Annotated in this window: 13 protein-coding genes; 10 read left to right on the top strand and 3 right to left on the bottom strand. The window is 34.9% G+C overall.

Annotation, left to right across the window (positions count from 1 at the left end; translation table 11 throughout):
* The first annotated feature begins 59 nt into the window (after window positions 1-59).
* The 7 genes from ilvB to HNQ90_RS10675 all read left to right on the top strand — a co-directional run bounded on the left by ilvB (window position 60) and on the right by HNQ90_RS10675 (window position 10,313).
* The gene (gene ilvB / locus HNQ90_RS10705; RefSeq protein WP_144115791.1) at window positions 60-1,793 is read left to right on the top strand and encodes a biosynthetic-type acetolactate synthase large subunit; all 1,734 of its coding nucleotides are present in this window, start codon (window positions 60-62) and stop codon (window positions 1,791-1,793) included.
* 122 nt (window positions 1,794-1,915) lie between these two features.
* Window positions 1,916-2,449: an acetolactate synthase small subunit gene (gene ilvN / locus HNQ90_RS10700; RefSeq protein WP_144115790.1), complete on the top strand. Its 534-nt coding sequence runs from the start codon at window positions 1,916-1,918 to the stop codon at window positions 2,447-2,449.
* Window positions 2,450-2,466: 17 nt separating this feature from the next.
* Window positions 2,467-3,942 carry a ketol-acid reductoisomerase gene (gene ilvC, locus HNQ90_RS10695; protein ID WP_144115789.1) on the top strand — a complete coding sequence of 492 codons (1,476 nt, stop codon included), beginning with the start codon at window positions 2,467-2,469 and terminating at the stop codon, window positions 3,940-3,942.
* Window positions 3,943-4,100: 158 nt separating this feature from the next.
* Window positions 4,101-5,366, top strand: coding sequence for a threonine ammonia-lyase IlvA (gene ilvA / locus HNQ90_RS10690; RefSeq protein WP_144115788.1), 1,266 nt, complete (start codon window positions 4,101-4,103; stop codon window positions 5,364-5,366).
* A 177-nt stretch (window positions 5,367-5,543) separates the two neighbouring features.
* Complete coding sequence (locus tag HNQ90_RS10685; protein WP_144115787.1) at window positions 5,544-7,136, top strand: NADP-dependent glyceraldehyde-3-phosphate dehydrogenase; 1,593 nt, start codon at window positions 5,544-5,546, stop codon at window positions 7,134-7,136.
* Between the two features lie 144 nt (window positions 7,137-7,280).
* Complete coding sequence (azu, locus tag HNQ90_RS10680) at window positions 7,281-7,790, top strand: azurin (RefSeq protein ID WP_092851006.1); 510 nt, start codon at window positions 7,281-7,283, stop codon at window positions 7,788-7,790.
* A 267-nt stretch (window positions 7,791-8,057) separates the two neighbouring features.
* Window positions 8,058-10,313, top strand: coding sequence for a DUF7133 domain-containing protein (locus tag HNQ90_RS10675; protein WP_144115786.1), 2,256 nt, complete (start codon window positions 8,058-8,060; stop codon window positions 10,311-10,313).
* 64 nt (window positions 10,314-10,377) lie between these two features.
* Here HNQ90_RS10675 and HNQ90_RS10670 read toward each other — a convergent pair whose 3' ends face one another.
* From HNQ90_RS10670 to HNQ90_RS10660, 3 genes are all read right to left on the bottom strand, one after another.
* On the bottom strand, window positions 10,378-12,351 hold the full coding sequence (locus HNQ90_RS10670) for a plastocyanin/azurin family copper-binding protein (protein WP_144115785.1): 1,974 nt from the start codon (window positions 12,349-12,351) through the stop codon (window positions 10,378-10,380).
* Window positions 12,352-12,367: 16 nt separating this feature from the next.
* On the bottom strand, window positions 12,368-14,269 hold the full coding sequence (locus HNQ90_RS10665; protein ID WP_144115784.1) for a 3-keto-disaccharide hydrolase: 1,902 nt from the start codon (window positions 14,267-14,269) through the stop codon (window positions 12,368-12,370).
* Between the two features lie 107 nt (window positions 14,270-14,376).
* On the bottom strand, window positions 14,377-17,193 hold the full coding sequence (locus HNQ90_RS10660; protein WP_144115783.1) for a TonB-dependent receptor: 2,817 nt from the start codon (window positions 17,191-17,193) through the stop codon (window positions 14,377-14,379).
* 197 nt (window positions 17,194-17,390) lie between these two features.
* Here HNQ90_RS10660 and HNQ90_RS10655 point away from each other — a divergent pair, with 197 nt between their 5' ends.
* From HNQ90_RS10655 to HNQ90_RS10645, 3 genes are all read left to right on the top strand, one after another.
* A complete protein-coding gene (locus tag HNQ90_RS10655; protein ID WP_144115782.1) occupies window positions 17,391-17,765 on the top strand; it encodes a transmembrane 220 family protein in 375 nt (124 codons plus the stop codon).
* Window positions 17,766-17,870: 105 nt separating this feature from the next.
* Window positions 17,871-18,902 (top strand): helix-turn-helix transcriptional regulator, encoded by a 1,032-nt coding sequence (locus HNQ90_RS18100; RefSeq protein WP_144115781.1) that lies wholly within the window; start codon window positions 17,871-17,873, stop codon window positions 18,900-18,902.
* A gap of 121 nt (window positions 18,903-19,023) precedes the next feature.
* Window positions 19,024-20,196: an MFS transporter gene (locus tag HNQ90_RS10645; RefSeq protein WP_144115780.1), complete on the top strand. Its 1,173-nt coding sequence runs from the start codon at window positions 19,024-19,026 to the stop codon at window positions 20,194-20,196.
* The last annotated feature ends 2 nt before the right edge of the window (window positions 20,197-20,198 follow it).

Genomic DNA, 20,198 nt, shown 5'->3' with positions numbered 1-20,198 from the left:
TAAAATAATAGTATTTTTTCATTTCCGTGAAGGCGGAAATCTCATTTAAGGTTGAGACTATGAAAACACAAACAATTAATAATAAAAAAGAAGTGGCAGAAAAAGCAGAACGTATAACAGGTAGCGAAGCTGTAGTTAAAAGCTTGATAGCAGAGGGTGTTGATATTCTTTATGGATATCCAGGAGGAGCTATTATGCCAGTATACGATGCCTTATATAGATACCAAGATAAAATACATCACGTATTAACACGTCATGAACAAGGTGCTGCCCATGCTGCTCAAGGTTATGCGCGTATATCTGGTAAAGTTGGTGTTGCTATGGCAACTTCGGGACCAGGAGCAACTAACTTAATAACAGGAATTGCAGATGCTCAAATAGATTCTACACCATTAGTGTGTATTACAGGGCAAGTGTTTTCGCATTTATTAGGTAGTGATGCTTTTCAAGAAACCGATATAGTTGGTATTTCTACGCCAGTAACAAAATGGAACTGCCAGGTTACTAAAGCAGAAGATATTCCTGCGGCTATAGCTAAAGCATTTTATATTGCTAAAAGCGGAAGACCAGGGCCTGTATTAGTCGATATTACTAAAGATGCTCAAGTTGCTGAGTTAGATTTTAAATACGAAAAATGTAGAGGGGTTAGAAGTTATGTTCCTGTACCAAAAACAAGTCAAGAGGCTGTTAACGCTGCTGCGGAATTGATTAATAATGCTAAAAAACCAATGATTGTTTGGGGGCAAGGTGTTATTTTAGGTCAAGCCGAAGAAGAACTTAAAAACGTTATTGAAAAAGCTGGTATTCCTGCTGCATGGACTATACTTGGTGCGTCGGCATTTCCAACATCACATCCTTTAAATATTGGTATGGTTGGTATGCATGGTAATTATGCGCCAAATAAATTAACTAACGAGTGCGATGTTTTAATTGCTATAGGTATGCGTTTTGACGATCGTGTTACAGGTAATTTAGATAGTTACGCAAAACAAGCTAAAATTATTCATTTTGATATTGACCCAGCAGAAATTAACAAAAACGTAAAAGTGGATGTTGCTGTGTTAGGCGATTCAAAAGAAAGTTTAGCTATGCTATCTGATGCTTTAAATAAAAATAGTCATGATGCATGGTTAAAAGAGTTTAAGGATTTATATGCTATAGAGTTCGACCAGGTTATTAATAACGATATTAACCCAACAAAAGAAGGGTTAACCATGGGCGAGGTTTTAAAGCAAATAAATATTGAAAGTAATGGAAATGCAGCCATTGTTTCGGATGTAGGTCAACACCAAATGATTGCTTGTAGATATGCCGATTTTAATGTTACCAAAAGTAATATTACTTCGGGTGGTTTAGGTACCATGGGGTTTGCACTTCCGGCGGCAATTGGAGCTAAAATGGCAGCACCAGATCGTGAGGTTGTAGCTATTATTGGCGATGGTGGTTACCAAATGAATATACAGGAGCTAGGAACCATTTTTCAGCAAAAAGCAGCCGTTAAAATTGTGGTTTTAAACAATGAGTTTTTAGGTATGGTACGCCAGTGGCAACAGTTGTTTTTTGATAAGCGTTATGCATCAACGGAAATGACAAATCCAAACTTTGTAGCTATTGCCGAAGGGTATTATATTAAAGCTAGAAAAGTAACTAAACGCGATGAATTGGAAGAAGCTGTAAAAGAAATGATGGCATCAAAAGAGTCTTATTTCTTAGAGGTTATGGTGGAGAAAGAAGATAATGTGTTCCCGATGATTCCTTCAGGAGCTTCAGTTTCAGATGTACGATTAAGTTAAGAAAACAAGAATAAAGCATACAAGAACAAAGAAAAGGATACACCTTAATTGAAGCAGTATTTATTCCGCGAAAGCGATAAAAAAATAGTTTAAAAGGCCTTTTTCTAATATAAGTTTAAAAGATGAGCGAAGATATACAATCATTCACAATATCAATTTATACCGAAAATAATATCGGTTTATTGAATCGTATTTCAGCTATTTTTCAGCGTAGACACATAAATATAGAAAGTTTAACAACCTCTCAATCTGAGATTGATGGTGTAAATCGTTTTGTAATTGTGGTTAATATTTGCGAAGACACGGCATGTAAAATTGTTAAGCAAATTGAAAAGCAAGTTGAAACGATAAAAGCATATTATCATACCGAAGACGAAACTATTTTTACAGAGTCTTGTATGTTTAAAATAAATTCTGATTTGTTGTTTAACGAGCCGCAAATACAGAATATTATTAAAGAAAGTTATTCTAGAATTGTAACCGTAAACAAAGACTTTTTTGTACTTGAAAAATCGGGTAGAAGAAACGAAATTGAAGCGTTACGACGCGATTTAAACAGTTTTGGGATTATGCAATTTGTACGTTCTGGACGTATTGCAGTAACAAAAGATGAAATGAAAGTAAGCGAATTGCTAAAAGCATTCGATAACCAATAATTACAATTAAATATAAAATGGGAAATTATTTTAACACACTGTCTTTAAGAGATAAATTAAATCAATTATCGAAGTGTAGATTTATGGATGCTTCAGAATTTACAGATGGAGTAACTGCTTTAAAAGGAAAAAAGATAGTTATCGTTGGGTGTGGTGCTCAAGGATTAAACCAAGGGTTAAACATGAGAGATTCTGGTTTAGATATTTCTTATGCACTACGTGATGCTGCTATTGCAGAAAAACGTCAATCTTTTGTTAATGCCTCTGAAAACGGATTTACTGTTGGTACTTACCAAGAATTAATTCCTACTGCAGATTTAGTATTAAACTTAACACCAGATAAGCAACATACAAGTGTTGTAAATGCTGTTATGCCTTTAATGAAAAAAGGAGCAACATTATCTTATTCTCACGGTTTTAATATTGTTGAAGAAGGTACGCAAGTACGTGAAGACCTTACCGTTATTATGGTAGCGCCTAAATGTCCAGGAACAGAGGTAAGAGAAGAGTATAAAAGAGGTTTTGGTGTGCCAACATTAATTGCGGTACACGAAGAGAATGACCCAGAAGGAAAAGGTTGGGCACAAGCTAAGGCTTATGCAGTAGCAACTGGAGGTGATAGAGCAGGTGTATTAGCATCGTCTTTTATTGCTGAGGTAAAATCTGATTTAATGGGAGAGCAAACTATCCTTTGTGGATTGTTACAAACAGGTTCTATCCTTTGTTTTGATAAAATGGTTGAAGAAGGTATTGATGCAGGTTATGCATCAAAATTAATTCAATACGGTTGGGAAACTGTAACAGAAGGTCTTAAATATGGTGGTGTAACTAACATGATGGATCGTTTATCTAACGCAGCTAAAATTAAAGCTTTCGAATTATCGGAAGAATTAAAAGATATTATGCGTCCATTATTCCAAAAGCATATGGATGATATTATTGAAGGTCGTTTTTCTGCTGGAATGATGGCAGATTGGGCTAACGATGATCATGATTTATTAACATGGAGAGCAGCTACTGCTGAAACTAATTTCGAAAAAACACCAGCTGGTGATGTTGAAATTACTGAGCAAGAGTACTACGATAACGGTGTGTTAATGGTTGCTATGGTAAGAGCAGGTGTGGAATTAGCTTTTGAAGCTATGACAGATTCTGGAATTATCGATGCATCTGCATACTACGAGTCTTTACACGAAACGCCACTTATTGCAAACACTATTGCAAGACGTAAATTATACGAAATGAATAGCGTAATTTCTGATACTGCAGAGTACGGATGTTATTTATTTGACCATGCTTGTAAGCCTTTATTAACTGATTTTATGAAAAACATAAAAACAGATGTTATAGGAAAGCCTTACGCTAAAGATAATGGTGCAGGTGTAGATAACGCTAAACTTATTGAAGTAAATGCTGCTTTAAGAAATCACCCAGTTGAAAAAGTTGGTGCCTTCTTAAGAGGTTCTATGACGGCAATGAAGCCAATAGTATAAGTACCGAATACAACTAAACTAAACTATATTTTGAAAAACCTGTTAGATGTTTACATCTCAACAGGTTTTTTTTTGTGCCAAATCTTAATTTAAATGAGAAATGGTTTAATAAAAACAAAGGATTAATTACCTTGCATAAGCACGATAAGCCCATTTAAATGAGTCACAACACATCCACTTATTTTCCTAGTATAGAAAGCGTAAAAGCTGCTGCCGAAACTATTAAAACGGTCTCTACGGTTACACCTTTAAGTGAAAGTTTAAGGTATTCAAAAAAGTATAACGCTAATATTTTATTAAAGCGCGAAGATTTACAACAAGTACGCTCCTATAAAATTAGGGGTGCTTATAATAAAATTAGCTCGCTAACGGCGCAAGAAGCTTTAAATGGTGTAGTTTGTGCTAGTGCAGGTAATCATGCTCAAGGTGTTGCTTTATCGTGTAAACTCTTAAAAATTAAAGGTACCATTTATATGCCGGCACCAACACCTAACCAAAAGGTGGAGCAGGTAAAAATGTTTGGCGAAGATTTTATAGAAATTAAGTTAATTGGCGATACGTTTGACGATTCGTTTCATGCCGCCATGTTAGAGTGCGACGAGTTAGGAAAAACCTTTATACATCCTTTTAATGATAAAAAAGTTATTGAAGGGCAAGCTACTATTGCTTTAGAAATTTTAGAACAAGCCACACAACCTATCGATTATGTGTTTATAGCTGTTGGTGGTGGTGGTTTAGCTGCAGGTTTATCAACGGTGTTTAAAACCTTATCACCTCAAACTAAAATTATTGGAGTCGAGCCAGAAGGCGCACCTTCTATGTCGGTTTCCATAAAAAATAATAAAAACACAACCATCGAAAAAATTGAAAAATTTATTGATGGTGCGGCCGTAAAACGTGTTGGCGATTTAACCTTTGCTATTTGTAAAGAAAATTTAACCAATATGATTACCGTGCCGGAAGGCAAAGTTTGCGAAACCATATTAGAACTTTATAATAAAGATGCTATTGTAGTGGAACCTGCCGGAGCCCTAAGTATTTCTGCGCTAGATTTCTATGCAAAAGAAATACAAGGTAAAAACGTTGTTTGTGTGGTAAGCGGAAGTAATAACGATATTACGCGAACGCCCGAAATTAAAGAACGCGCTTTATTGTACGCCAATTTAAAACATTATTTTATTATTAGCTTCCCGCAACGTGCTGGTGCTTTAAAAGAATTTGTGGTTGATATTTTAGGTGAAGATGATGATATTACGTTTTTTCAATATGCTAAAAAAACCAATCGGGAAAACGGTTCTGCAGTGGTTGGTGTGCAATTAAAATCGGCTAACGATTTAGAGCCATTAATTACCAAAATGAAACAGCGTAATTTTTATGGCGATTATTTGAATGATAAGCCCGATTTGTTTCAGTTTTTAGTGTGATTTTGTACACTTAAAAATCTTCTAATTTGCGAAATCGTTTGCGCTCTATTTTTACTGTTTATTTGAATTTCAGGGTATCATTGTAAGTAAAATTTAGTTATTTTGGGTGTAAACAAATTAACTAAAGTGAAGTCTTAAAACTTATGTTTTTTGAGGCTTTAAAAAACAAAAAGAGTTATGAAGCATCCTTTTAAAGACATTCCAGAGGCTTATAAAATTGAATCCCTTTTGCATCAGTCAACGTACTTGTCCGATGGCGAATTAAAACATTGGGAAGGCGATACGGCAGAGGTTTACTCAACCATCTCGTCAACTAGCGATTACAAGCAAACCCTTTTAGGAACTATTCCGCAGTTAGGCGAAAAAGAAGCTTTAGAGGTTCTTGATTCTGCAACCCGAGCTTACGATAATGGTAAAGGTTTATGGCCAACCATGAAAGTAGCCGACAGAATTGCGTGTATGGAGAGTTTTGTTGAAGAAATGAAAACCAAGCGTGAAGAAGTTGTAAAATTATTAATGTGGGAAATTGGTAAAAATTTACCAGATTCAGAAAAAGAGTTTGATAGAACGGTCGATTATATTTATGATACTATCGAAGCTTATAAGCAAATAGATAGAGATTCAGCTAAATTTGAGAAAAACTCCGGAGTTTACGCTCATATTCGTCGTGGTCCATTAGGTGTTGTATTGTGTTTAGGACCTTACAATTATCCTTTAAACGAAACCTTTACCTTGTTAATTCCGGCACTTATAATGGGAAATCCTGTTATTTTTAAGCCTGCTAAACTGGGAGTTTTATTAATATCTCCTTTGCTTGAAGCATTTCAAAAAAGTTTCCCAGAAGGCGTTGTAAATATTGTTTACGGTCGTGGTCGCGTATTGGCAACTCCAATCATGCAATCGGGGAAAATAGATGTATTGGCTTTAATAGGTAACAGTGCTTCAGCAAACGCTCTACAATCTCAGCATCCTAAAGGAAATAGACTTAGAATGGTTTTAGGATTGGAAGCTAAAAACCCTGCTATTGTTTTACCTGATGCCGATTTAGATTTGGCTGTTGAAGAGTGTATCGCAGGAACTTTGTCTTTTAACGGGCAACGTTGTACAGCATTAAAAGTATTATATGTTCACGAATCTGTAGTAGAAGAGTTTAACAGACGTTTTGCTTTTAAAGTAGATCAATTAAAGTTTGGGAACCCATGGGAATCTGGTGTTAAATTAACGCCTCTTCCAGAAACCGATAAGCCAGCTTACATTCAAGAGTTAATTGATGATGCTGTAGAAAAAGGCGCTAAAGTAATTAATAAAAAAGGTGGTGAAACATCAGAGAATTTTATATTTCCTGCGGTTTTATATCCGGTTACTAAAGATATGCGTGTGTTTAGAGAGGAGCAATTCGGACCCGTTGTACCTGTGGTTTCATTCTCGGATATCGAGGAGCCTTTAGATGATATGGCCGAATCAGATTATGGTCAGCAAGTAAGCTTGTTTGGTAAAAATATTACAACCTTATCACCGCTAATTGATACATTGGTAAACCTTGTGTGTCGTGTTAATTTAAATAGCTCTTGCCAACGTGGTCCAGATGTTTATCCATTTACAGGACGAAAAGATTCTGCGTTTGGTACTTTAAGTGTGCATGATGCTTTACGTTCGTTTTCTATAAGAACCTTTGTAGCATCAAAAGACAATCCTTATAATAATGCTATTTTAAATGAATTATTAGATAAGAAGACATCTAATTTTATTAGCACCGATTATATTTTATAATTTTTAAAGCATTCTTTTTATTTTTAGGCTTAGTGTAGTATAGAATTTTTCACTGAAAAAAATTGTACTACACTAAGCCTTTATATGCTTATATTTGAAGTTGTAGTAATACAGTTAAACTAAATTTAAACAAAATTATATCAAATGAAATCAATTAAATATTTATTAGTAGCTATCTTTTCTAGTGTGGTATTAGTAGCCTGTGGTGGTAAAGAAGAAAAAAAGAAAGAAGGGTTTTCATATGAAAAGAAAACAGATGTAGTTAAGGAAACTAAAAGTAACCCTAACGATGTAACCATTACCGGTAATGATGCTATGCAATTTAATAAAAAGGAAATTCGTGTAAAGGCAGGCGAAAAAGTGAAAATTACATTAAAGCATATTGGTAAAATGGACAAAAATGTTATGGGACACAATTTTGTTTTATTAAAAAAAGGAGTGGATGTAATGGCCTTTGGAAACAAAGCAGCAACTGCAAAAGCTACCAATTATATACCTGAAAATGGTAAAGATGTTATAGCACATACGGACCTTGTTGGTGCCGGCGAAACAACCGTTGTAGAGTTTGATGCACCCGAAGCTGGTACTTACGATTTTCTATGTAGTTTCCCTGGGCATTACGCTTTAATGAAAGGGAAATTAATTGTTGAGTAATATCTAGCAATAATTCTTAAATCATATTATAAAGTCTTTTAATGGTGTTTAACGTTTTAGTTAATCACCATTAAAAGACTTTTTTTCTACGCGAATAATTCGTTATTCTACGCAGTAGTTTTGTTTATTCAGCAATGTTTTGGGCTTTTGAAACACTAGTTATAGCATTGGAGCAATAATTTATCGTAAACTTCTGCGACTCCTAGTAGTTTTACATTTTACTAAAATAATTCTTATTCATTTTTACAATTAAAATAAACCTATACCATGAAAATTAAAAATGTTTTTACACTTCTAGTCGTTTTATTATCTCTTTTCGGTTGCGGAAAGAAAGAGTATGTCGATAAAATTTATGAAAAACCAGAAATTGTAAAAGAGGCCTCTTCGGCATTTCTTTCTCCAGAAGAAAGTATGAAAACATTTTATTTGCCCGAAGGTTATAAAGTGGAGCTTGTTGCTAGCGAACCCATGATTGACGAACCCGTAGCCATAGCATGGGATGGCAATGGACGTATGTATGTGGCAGAAATGAATACGTATATGCAAGATGTTAATGGTAGCGGTACGAATAGAAATATTAGTAAAATTAAAATGCTTGAAGATTTAGATGGCGATGGTAAAATGGATAAAAGCACTGTTTTTATAGATAGCTTACTATTACCAAGAATGATTTTACCACTGGAGAATGAATTGATAGTTAATGAGACGTTTTCATACGATTTGTGGAGCTATAAAGATACAGATGGCGATGGTGTAGCAGATAAAAAAGAACGCATTTATTATAATCCAAACCGCCGTGGTGGAAATTTAGAGCACCAACAAAGTGGATTAATTTGGAATTTAGATAACTGGACATATACTACATATAATCCTATTCGATTTAAATTTAAAAGCAATGGTAAAGTAGAAATAGATTCTTTAGATAATATGCCAAGTAAAGGGCAGTGGGGACTTACTCAAGACGATTTAGGAAATATGTATTACTCATCTGCTGGTGCCGAAGACCCTGCTTTTGGTTTTCAACAACCACCAGTATACGGCGAGTTTAATGCAAAAGGTAGACTTGCAAAAGGTTTTATGGAGCCATGGCCAGTTGTAGGTACGCCAGATGTTCAAGGTGGTCCAAAAAGATTGCGTGAAGATGGTACACTTAACCATTTTACAGGGGTGGCAGGACAAGAAATTTATAGAGGGCATAAATTACCGTCAAGTTTATATGGCGATCTTTTTATTCCTGAGCCTGTAGGTAGATTGATTCGTAGAGCGAAAATAAAAAATGAAAATGGTAAAAAGGTACTTTATAGTGCCTATGATAATGCGGAGTTTATGGCTTCTACAGATTTAAATTTTAGGCCATTACAAGCTAAAACAGGTCCAGATGGTGCACTTTATATAGTAGATATGTACCGCGGTATTATTCAGGAAAGTAACTGGACCAAAAAAGGGAGTTTTTTAAGACCTGTAATTCTTCGAAAGAATTTAGATAAAAATATTGGAAAAGGTAGGATTTACAGAATTGTACATGAGGATATCGAGTTAGATAAAAAACCAAATTTAATAGGAAAGAAAGCCTCAGATTTAATTGAGTATTTAGGCCATAGAAACGGATGGTACCGAAACACAGCTCAAAAGTTAATCGTTTTAAGAGGTGATGAATCGGTAATTCCAGAATTACAAGCTATAGCTAGAGATAACACTTCGTTTTTAGATGGTTTGTTTAATAGCGATAAAGATTTTGGATTAGAACGTGTAACTGCGCTTTGGACGCTTGAAGGGTTGGGTAATATTGATAAAAACTTAATAAAAGAAAAATTAAAAGATGAAGATTACCGTGTTAGACTTACTGCTATTAGGTTAAGTGAAAATTTCCTAAAGGACGGTGACGCAGATATGCTTCAAGATTTAGAGCAATTAATTACCGATACCGATGTAAATGTTGTAAATCAATTGGCTTTAAGTTTACGTTTTAGTAAAGATAAAAAGGCAACAGAATTGCTTAATGCTATTAATTCAAAATATGAAAGCCATGAGATTATCTCGCATGCCGTTGTAGAAAGCTTAAAGAAGGATGACTCTCAGTTAGATCAATTAAAATCGCGAATTGCAGGAAGAGACCTAGGCTCAATAAAAAGTATAGTTAAAGGTTATGATGCCTACAAGCAATTATGTATTACCTGTCATGGTGCAGATTTAAAAGGGGTGCCAACCGAAGACGGTAAGCTTATAGCGCCAAGTTTAATAGGTAGCGAAAGGGTAAAAGGAGACAAGGGTACACTTAGTAAAATTTTATTAAATGGATTAATTGGCCCTATTGAAGGTAAGGAATATGGTATTATGATGCCTTTAAAGGATAATAGCGACGAATGGATTGCAAATGTGCTTAGTTATGTAAGATCAATGAATGATGAGGATGGTGTTCATAAAAAAGTGGTTAGAAATGCCAGAGCACAATCTAAAGATAGAGAGGATTATTGGACTCTAGAAGAGCTTAAAAAAGAAGAGGATAAGAGGAAAAAGAAATAGTTAAGACTAAGTAATAAAGAAAAAGCGAATCTAGTTTTAAATTAGATTCGCTTTTTTTTGGGATTTATTTTACAATCAACTTAGTCCTCATAGTAAATGAATGACCGGGGAATGTACAAACGATCCAGTACTCACCGGGTTCACTAGGAGATGTAAAGTAAATAGTTTCGTTACTTTCAGGTCCAACAGTCCCTGAATGAAATAAAACTAAGTCGCTAAACGGAACATAATTTAAATCTGGACCATCTAACCCAAGGTTAAGAGCCATTTCTCCAATTTTAAGTGGTGTTTCTTTACCTGGTTTGGTGATAACCACATTGTGTATCATGTCGTCATTATTATTCAGGGTAAGTTGTATTTTGCTATTTCGGTTTATAATGATTTCTTCTGTATCATATTTTAATCCAGGAATTGTACCAATAACCACTTTTTCATCTGCTCCATGTTCTCCCCATGAAGACGGCATGGTATTAACTCGCTTAGGTTGGTCTACCTTTTTGTTAGACGTTTTAGCTATATGCATTTGTGGCGATTTTAATTCTCCACCAGGTACTTGGTTTAAAGTGTAATAGCCCGTATTGTGTAATAATAATTCTCCAGATGCAGATTTTAGTTTAGGCATTTCTATTTGATGAATAAAACCTAAACGCATGCCGTGAATCGTTAATTTTACTTTCAACCCATCAGCGGAAATTTCAGCTTTATGAACCATAGATTTTTGTTGATCTACAATTGGGCTACCGTAAGTATCATGATATTTGTATGTAAACGTAGACATCTTATAGTTCGAAAGATCTTTAGCTAATTTTTTGTTGATAGGCTTGGTGAATTCAAATTCAAAACCGTCATCAAGCGCTTTCATCGTTTTAATTTCAAAAGGTGTTTTACCGCTCCAAACTAAACGTTGTAATCCATAGGCTTTTTTTCCTGTAGATGCCCAACCACGACTCGTCATACCAACAAACATATTGTTGTCTTTACCCCAAATCATCCTTAAAACTCCAGAAGAAAAACCTTCAACAAAACCAAAAGCAGCGCCTTGGTATACACCATTTACCTTTTCCATGTAAACACGCATAATTTTACTATGCCCTTGATCTCCTACAAATTGTTGGCCTTCAAACGGACCAAATTTACCATTAGTAGTGTCGTTTAAAATATCTGAGGTTGATATACCTAATATGGTGTGCGGAAACCAAATTGCGGCAGATTTTAATGCCTTTTCTTTTTTAGCATAATCATACATTGAAAGTCCAGATTGTTTTTCAATATCCTCTGGTTTTAATTTTAATGGTGAGTTTGGTTCGTCTGTCCATTTTAAACTTTCTGCATGTCCTGCAAAATCACCTATTTCTAAATGCGACATACGTCCAGAGCCTACCCAGTCACCTTGGTTTTCTGTATAGAAAATATCGTTATTATCATTAATTGCAAACCCAGCTGGAGACCTAAGTCCAGCAGCTAGAGGTGTGAATTCTCCTTCTGTAGTAACCTTTACAAGCCAGCCTCTCCATTTAGCAAAACTTTTTCCGCCTTTGTACCATGATACGTTTAGCGTTAATATCATGTCGCCGTTTTTGTCAAACTTTGGACCATATGAATATTCATGATAATTCCCGGAAAGTGGCCATGAGTAAACCGTTTTGTATAAATCGGCTACGCCATCATTATCTTTATCTTCAAGTCTTGTTAATTCACCACGTTGTGCTAAATAAAAACCATTGTCTTTATATGCTAAACCTAGCGTTTCGTGCATACCATGTGCAAATCTGTTAAATACTGGTGTTTTGCTATATGGATTGTTAACAAGCCAAACTTCACCTCTTCTGGTAGAAACACCCAGTTGGTTTTTATCTGTTAATGCTAAACCTCCAACTTCTAATTTGATATCATTAGGTATTGGGACGTCTACAATTTTATAATACTCAGCTTCTTTTATGGCTTGAGCCGAATTTAATATTTTATCTTTTTGAGAAAATCCAAATTGATTTACTACAAGGACAGCTATTATTACTATTGTTTTATTGATAATCTTCATGTTTTTAAGTTTTAGTTTACCAGATTATAGTATAATTAATAGTTGAATGTCCTTTAGGAATTTCTATAAGTAATTCATTTTTTCCATTGTTGTCTCTAATAATTGGTTTATGAGTTTCTCCATCTGGGAAAACAATATAATAGCTTTCGTTGTTTATAATAAACGTGTTATTTTCTAATACTTTTATGCTTTCTCCATCTGCAATTTTATGCCACATTGAAGATTTTGATTCAGAAGTAATTACTCGATCGATACCTCTTTTTGCTTTTGCAGAGGCTTTAAAGTTGTGTGATATTTCATTTCCATTTATTTCGAATGAAAACACGGGTAAACCTTCATTTTTAAATTCATAACCAATTTGTTTAAATGTTTGGTTGTTACTTAAGGCTTTTGGCCATGCGTCATTCTTAGAATTTAATGAAGCGAAATCTAAATCGCCATGCAATGAAATGGGAAAGCCCATAGGTTCTCCGCGTTGATGTTCCCCTCGAGAGTGCCACATCTGTGTAGCATCTAAGAAATCACCACTCCAAACATGGAGTAAAGTGCCTGTTTCTAAATCTAAACTATAATTCAGTTTTTCAACTAATCCAACCGATATACAATGCGAGCGTTTAACACCTTTGTGGTTTAAAAAACTACGTTGTGTAAGTGGCTTTTCTGTCACGTTTAAGGTAATTGGCTTTATTGGGTTGTTCTTGCTTAAAGTTGTAGTTCCTGTTTTTAATAATGAATAACGTTGCATTTTTGGTCCTTCAACAAAAAAGTCGAAACCACGGCGCCATATTATGGGTTTGTTATATACTAGGTTGTAAGTAACTTGGCCTTTTTTTAAATGGACTTTATTAAACTGTGTAGTATTCATATCAAAGTCGCCATTCATTTTCATTACAGTATCATTCTCAATGATTAAGTACGTACCGCCATTAACCGCAGCTTCAAATAAATAGTCGCCAGATGTTGGTATGTCTAGCTTCCCTGAGTAACTTAGTACTTTTTGATCTCTTACATCAATCCTCATTAAAGGAGAAATAGAGTCTGTTGCATGTGTTTCAAGAAGTTTAAGATCTTCTATGTTTTTTAAAACAGAAAGCTTTTTAGAATTATCGTAAATTTTAAGCTCAGATTTTTCGATGCCAATTTTTTTGTCTTCATAAAGTTTATATTTTATATTTTTAAAAGCAACAGGTCCATGATCGCCCTGAATCATTAATGGCGCATAAGGCACTTCTTCTTTTGCAGCGCTAGCACGAGTAGATCCCGTAACCTCTACGTTTTTCTGAATTAAAATATTATTTAACCTAACTTCTTCAAACCAAGCGTTTTTAATTTTTTCGCCTTTTTCATTAAACTTTGGTGCATGAAAAATAATTTTTAAATGTTGCCATAAACCAGGGGCCTTGGCAGCATTTACTAAAGGCGAATGTCCTTCGTAACCTTCTTTTCCTTTTTTAGCATCTTTGTTCCATCGTTGATAAACACCTCCAATGTCGTTGTGTTTAGCATGTTCTACACCCCAACTATCAAATAACTGAATTTCATATCTACTTTGAAAATAAATACCAGAATTAGATTTTATGGGCATCATAACATCAAGTTCTAACTCAATATCACCATGTTCGAAATTGGAAAATATATGTTTATTTTGCTCTTGGTCGTTTTTGTTTATTAAAATGCCTTTGCCCTCATCTGGTATAAGTGTTTTTTCTTTACTTCTATTAGCAACTACACTTCCGGCTATTTGCCAGTTTTTAGTAGTTGGTCTAAAATCTGATAAGTCTTCTAACTCAATATTAGTAAACGGTAATGTATTAAGTGTTTCTTCTTTTTCGTTAACAGTTTCTAGCAGTTTTGTTTCTTCTTTTTCGCAAGAAATTATCAACGAAATAGCAAAAAGAAAAAGGAGTTTGTTTTTCATATGCTTATTTGGTTAGATAAAGTTGGTTTTTTATGTTTTGCGTAAATGTATTGGCTTTTAGTTTTTACACGTTGTTCATATGGTCATTTGTATGCCAAATATGGTTATTAAAATTTATAATTTAATTGGAGTAAAGCAGATCGAGGTAAAATAGGAACTACAATAAAGCTAGCATCTGGATTTTCGTTTATATACTCTGTAGTTACCCCATTGGCATTAGCTCCAAAAGTGTTAGCTCCAAAAAAGTTTGCAAGTCCATCAGAATTAAAAAGATTTGAAACTAGTAAATTGGCACTTATGCGCTTACTTATTTTATAACCAAGTCCTGCATCAAAAACGCTATAAGCATCTAATTGAAACGCATTAGCAATATTACCCTCGCGCTTGCCTGTATATTTCCACTTTAAAAATGAAGACACTTTGTCTTTCGAAAATTCGGCGGCTACATTAAACATTAATTTAGGGTTATAGGCTAAGGTGTTTCCAGAATAGTCGGTTGTGCTATCGTCACTTATATCAACTGTTCCTGCTGCGTCATATACGTTCCAGTTTGTAGCTTTAGGGTCTTGTAGGATACCGTTAAAACGAAATGTTAAGTATGAAATGGGGTTATAACTGGTTTCCCATTCTAACCCAAATGTTCGTGAGCTATTAAATTGAATTGGTGTATAAAATATACTGCTAGATTCGTCATCAAATTCAAAATTAGAGACTCCAATATTTTTTAATTCACTCCAGAACAAAGTACTAGTAAATGAAAAGCTTTTTACTGCCGATTTTAAACCAATTTCAACTTGATTAATGTTTTGAATTTCTCCCGCTTTATTGATTGGAACATTTGCAAAGTTATTAAAATAGTAATTTAATTCAGGCGCCTTATTTCCTTGTGATAAACGACCAAATAAGGATGCATCATCAGTTAATTTATAATTTAAACCCACAGAGTACGATACATAATTATAATTGTACTTAAAATTATCGCGCTGGCCAGTTGGTGCTAAAATGTTGTTGTCGTAAGCGGTGGTTTCATCTCCATCCAAACCGCCATCTTGCGTAAAAGGGGCAGAGCGGTCGTTACTTCCTTTGTGTGTTATCGACTCAAAACGTAAGCCTAAATCTAGGTTAAGTTTATCAGATAGTTTCCAGCGGTCGTTTGCAAATGTTGCAATCTGGCTAATTTTAGCACGACTATTGGTAAAAAATAAACCACCGTAATTACTAATACCAAAGGCATCAGATAACGCTACTACAGGATCTCCAGGGTTTTCTAAAGTTACTTGTAGCATTTTCGGGTTGTTTTCGTAAGTTGAAAATGCAAAACTACCTTGTGTGAATACCGATGTGTTTGAAAAACCAGTAGCAAAGCCAAAATTTAAATCATGATTATCCCATTCTTTTCTTAGGGTTAATTGCTGCATAAACTCGTCGGCATCATTATCCTTGTACCATGTTGAGGTTCCCATAACGGCGTCGTTTGGTAATCTGCCGTCGGTTAAATATTCAGAAGGGTTGCCACTAAAAATACCGCTGTTATCGATTCTAGCTACTTCATTTCCAGAGTTAGCGTCGTTAAAAACGATTTGCCCAACTGGAAATGGATTACCATTACTTACCAAATAATAAACCGTTGGATCGCTTATGGACACAAATGCATTGCTAATAGATGTTTGCCAGTTAGCGTTTTTGGTAGAGAATTTCATGTTGTTTTTAACAGACCAATTATTACCTAGGTTTTGAAACAAATCAAAGCCAAAGGCTAAATCTTTAGCGTGAACACCATTGGCGGGGTTAAAGCCATTAGTGTTGTTTAAATTTCTCCCATCTGGAATAGCGGCATTAAACTCAGGCATTAATAAGGCGGTTGAGTTAAAATTTTGACCAAAGGCTGCTTTTGGGTTGTTCCAATTTGTTGCGGCTACACCATTGTACCTATTGGTGTAATCGATTAAATATTTACCATATAATTTAAAATAGCCTCGCGAGTTTTCCTTTTTAATATCAAACTTAAATTGTCCGCCTTTACTAAAGGTAAAATCGGTGTTTCGTGCGCCATCGTTATGGCGGTAATGCCCGCCAGCGTTAAAAAACCAGTTGTTTCCAAAACCTCCACCTAAAACAGCATCGGCACGGTGAAACGGGTTGCCTTCTCCTTGAACACCATTTTGTAATTGTATTTCACCATTTAATTTTTCAGTAGTCGTTTTAGAAATAAAATTATAAACACCACCTGGAGCATTCATTGCGGTTATAGAAGCGCTTCCACCACGTAAAGCTTCTACTATAGATGTTGTTAAATCTACACGATGAAACAAATCTGGTCCGTAGTACGAATGTTGCACTAAACTAACAGGTAAACCATCTTCTTGTAACGATACGTAATACCATCCCATGTCGTCTTCGGCAGCAGCCGAAACACCTCGGGTATAAACTCTAGTAAAAACCTCGCCCGCCGAAGCATCGGTAAATGTTCCTGGGATGTTTTGAAGCAAATTAGCAGTGCCTTGTGGATATACCTGTTTAATAGATGTTGCGTTTAATGTGGTTACAGATGTGCTAGACTCAAGCTGAGTTTTAGGGGAGAAATTACCTGTAACAACCACTGTATGCAGATTTAATATATCTGTATTTAGGGTAAAGTTGAAATCTGTGCTATTTGAATTAACCGTTATTTGGTCGTTAATGGTTTTAAAACCTATATGAGATATGGTTAAAGTGTAGCTCCCATCAGGAATATTTGGTAAGGTGAAATTACCAGCTAAATCTGTAGTGCTAAATTTATTTGGTACCGTATTAAGCATGATATTTGCGCCTGCAACAGGTTGATTATTTGTGTCTTTTATGCTTCCGTTTATAGCGTTTTGAGCAGAAATAAAAAATGTGTTGGTTGCTATTAAAATGTAAATAATAAGTTTAAAATGATTCATAATTTGTCTTAGGGTAGCTATTGTTGGTTGTTTAGTTTTTTAAGGTGAAAGCAAATTTATAAAAATATAACCTCATTAATGTTTGTTATAAGTGACTGAAATATTTTAAATATTAAAGATGGTAAGTTTGGTAAGAAAATGGTGATTTAATTTTAGATTATCTATTTTTGATCAATAATATTTAGGCTAAACACACTATGATAAAGGCACAATCCTCAAGAGTAAAAAAAATAATCAATTTTATACTTTGTGGTTTGTTTGTCATTTTTGCTGTACTTCAGTTAAATGACCCAGACCCAGTACTGTGGTTTTTAATTTATTTAATTGTAGCCATTATCGCGTTAGTTTCTAATTATATGGTTGTTCCTAAATTGGTAATTGTTTTAATTTGTATAGGCTTAGTGGTTTATGCGGCAATGCATTTTAGTTTGTTGTTAGAATGGTTTCAAACGGATAATAAATCTGAGATTTTTGGAGAAATGGTTTATGAAAAAGCATATTTAGAAGGTTCAAGGGAGTTTATAGGTTTAAGTATGGCACTCGCTGCGTTATTGTTTCAGTTGAAAAAGTAAACGTTTAAAGTTGTTTTTTTTCTTGGGTAGAATTGTGAGAATAGTATAGCTTGTTTGTCACTGTTTAATTAACTAATTTGCAATAGAATTGTTTAAATAATTTCAGTGAAAGTAAATAAGGTTAAAATAGAACCGTTTAAAGGTGATGGTATCGTGTATCATGCCGATACTTGTGTGCCTTTACTGGATGCTTTCAACAGAAAAAAATTAAAATTTAAAGCCTTAGCGAGACACACATATCCTGGAGATCGCTTAGATGATAACACCATAGGGCTTAATAGTATTGGTTATTGGGATGCTAGTGTGCCTCAAGATTGGGGTTTAGATTGGCATAGAAATGAAGGTATTGAGTTTCATTTTTTAGAGTCGGGTAGTATGCCTTATGCCCAAGAAAACAAGGAAGTTATACTGGCGCCAAATCATTTAACAATTACGCGGCCGTGGGAAGCTCATAAAGTAGGAAATCCGCATGTTGGGATGGGGAAATTCTATTGGGTAATAATCGATTTGGGTGTGCGTAGGCCACATCAAGATTGGGTTTGGCCAGATTGGATAACCTTAACCCCATCAGATTTAGATCGTTTAACCACCATTCTTAGGCAAAACGAAAAATCGGTATGGAAAACCGATCAAAAAATTAGAGATTGTTTTACAAGAATATATAAAGCTGTTAATACAGATGATTCTGGTAGTAACGCATCAAAAATCAGACTGCTAATAAACTACCTATTAATTCTATTATTAGATTTATTAAATACCGATGATATTGTTCTAAACGAATCCTTAACAGATAGTTCTAGGAGTGTAAAATATTTTTTGGATGAATTGGGTAACAATCTTTCCGAAAACTGGACTGTCGAGCTTATGGCAGAATCGGCAGGTGTTGGTGTTACAAGGTTTACGCACCATTGTAAGCGTTTAACAAATGTTACGCCTATGCGTTATTTAACCATGAAAAGGTTAGAATTAGCTAAAAAATTACTGCTAGAGCAGAGTGAATTGTCTATCTCGGAGGTAGCCTATATGTCCGGATTTACTACGAGTCAATATTTCGCAACGGTATTTAAAAAACATGAAAAATGTTCGCCAAATAGTTACCGCGTAGCGCAAGCTGTTTCAGAGATGGAAAGTGTTTAAAATCTTTCATTGAATAATTATACACATTGTTTTAATTTCTTATGCCTATTTTCACTAGGTATAATATTCTTTTAAAATATTATATAGTAAGTTCTACACTCACTAAACTAAATATTTTAAGATGGAAAACATTAACAAAGGAAGACTCTTTCTTGGGAGTTGCCTTGCTTTAATTACAACTGCAATGACTTTTGCAATTCGAGCAAGATTAGAAACCGTTTTTGGGCCAGAAGGCGTAGGACTAACACTAGAGCAAATTGGTTATGCATTTACACCCGCTTTTTTCGGGTTTACCTTGGCTATGATTTTTGGTGGTCCGATGGTCGATTTTTTAGGAATTAAAAAAATTACTTGGATCGCTTTTATAACACATGCTATAGGTATTGTTTGGACTATTATGGCCGACTCAATGACCTCCTTGTTTTTGGCAACCTTATTTGTTGGTATTGGTAACGGTATGGTTGAAGCAGCATTAAACCCAATGGTGGCCTCCATGTATAGCAATCAAAAAACTAAAATGCTAAACCGTTTTCATGTTTGGTTTCCAGGAGGAATCGTTATTGGCTCTATAGTAGGATGGTTAGTTATGGATGTTATGGGCTTAAGTTGGCAAATCATGGTGGCTACACTATTTGTGCCTTTGTTTGCTTATGCTATTCTGTTTTTCGGACAACAATTCCCGGTTACAGAGCGTGTTCAAATGGGTATTAGTAATAAAAAAATGTTTTCTAGTGTTGGTAAACCCTTGTTTATATTTATGGTATTATGCATGTTTTTAACGGCAGCATCCGAGTTAGGAACCACACAACGTATAGAATCCCTTTTAAAAGAATCGGTAGCGGTTCCTTTATTGGTGTTGGCATTTATTAACGGTATTATGGCTTTAGGGCGCTTGTTTGCGGGTCAGGTAGTACATAAGTTGAAACCATCAGGAATGCTGTTGTATTCGGCAATATTTACCTTTATAGGGTTGTGGTTGTTAACCATTACCAGTGGCGGAATGACCTTTGTAGCAGCAGCCGTTTTTGCAGTAGGCGTAACATTCTTTTGGCCAACCATGTTGGGGTTTGTGGCCGAATATTTGCCAGAAACAGGAGCTTTAGGTCTTTCTATTATGGGTGGTGCAGGAATGTTTTCGGTGTCTTTAGTGCTTCCTGTTATGGGAAAACTTATGGACGATGCTAATGCTGTTGAAGCTTTAAGAACCATGTCGATACTGCCAGCAATTCTTATTGTGGCTTTTATTGGTTTAAATGTTTACATGAAAAAGAGAGAAAAATTGAATCAAATTTAAAA

The sequence above is a fragment of the Algibacter amylolyticus genome, assembly GCF_014202225.1.
Classification (GTDB): Bacteria; Bacteroidota; Bacteroidia; order Flavobacteriales; family Flavobacteriaceae; genus Algibacter_B; species Algibacter_B amylolyticus.
This window is presented reverse-complemented; position numbering and strand designations above follow the sequence as displayed.

Coding starts and splice junctions, on each gene's coding strand:
- ilvB (WP_144115791.1), top strand. CDS start 60: ATGAAAACACAAACAATTAATAATAAAAAAGAAGTGGCAGAAAAAGCA.
- ilvN (WP_144115790.1), top strand. CDS start 1,916: ATGAGCGAAGATATACAATCATTCACAATATCAATTTATACCGAAAAT.
- ilvC (WP_144115789.1), top strand. CDS start 2,467: ATGGGAAATTATTTTAACACACTGTCTTTAAGAGATAAATTAAATCAA.
- ilvA (WP_144115788.1), top strand. CDS start 4,101: ATGAGTCACAACACATCCACTTATTTTCCTAGTATAGAAAGCGTAAAA.
- HNQ90_RS10685 (WP_144115787.1), top strand. CDS start 5,544: ATGAAGCATCCTTTTAAAGACATTCCAGAGGCTTATAAAATTGAATCC.
- azu (WP_092851006.1), top strand. CDS start 7,281: ATGAAATCAATTAAATATTTATTAGTAGCTATCTTTTCTAGTGTGGTA.
- HNQ90_RS10675 (WP_144115786.1), top strand. CDS start 8,058: ATGAAAATTAAAAATGTTTTTACACTTCTAGTCGTTTTATTATCTCTT.
- HNQ90_RS10670 (WP_144115785.1), bottom strand. CDS start 12,351: ATGAAGATTATCAATAAAACAATAGTAATAATAGCTGTCCTTGTAGTA.
- HNQ90_RS10665 (WP_144115784.1), bottom strand. CDS start 14,269: ATGAAAAACAAACTCCTTTTTCTTTTTGCTATTTCGTTGATAATTTCT.
- HNQ90_RS10660 (WP_144115783.1), bottom strand. CDS start 17,193: ATGAATCATTTTAAACTTATTATTTACATTTTAATAGCAACCAACACA.
- HNQ90_RS10655 (WP_144115782.1), top strand. CDS start 17,391: ATGATAAAGGCACAATCCTCAAGAGTAAAAAAAATAATCAATTTTATA.
- HNQ90_RS10645 (WP_144115780.1), top strand. CDS start 19,024: ATGGAAAACATTAACAAAGGAAGACTCTTTCTTGGGAGTTGCCTTGCT.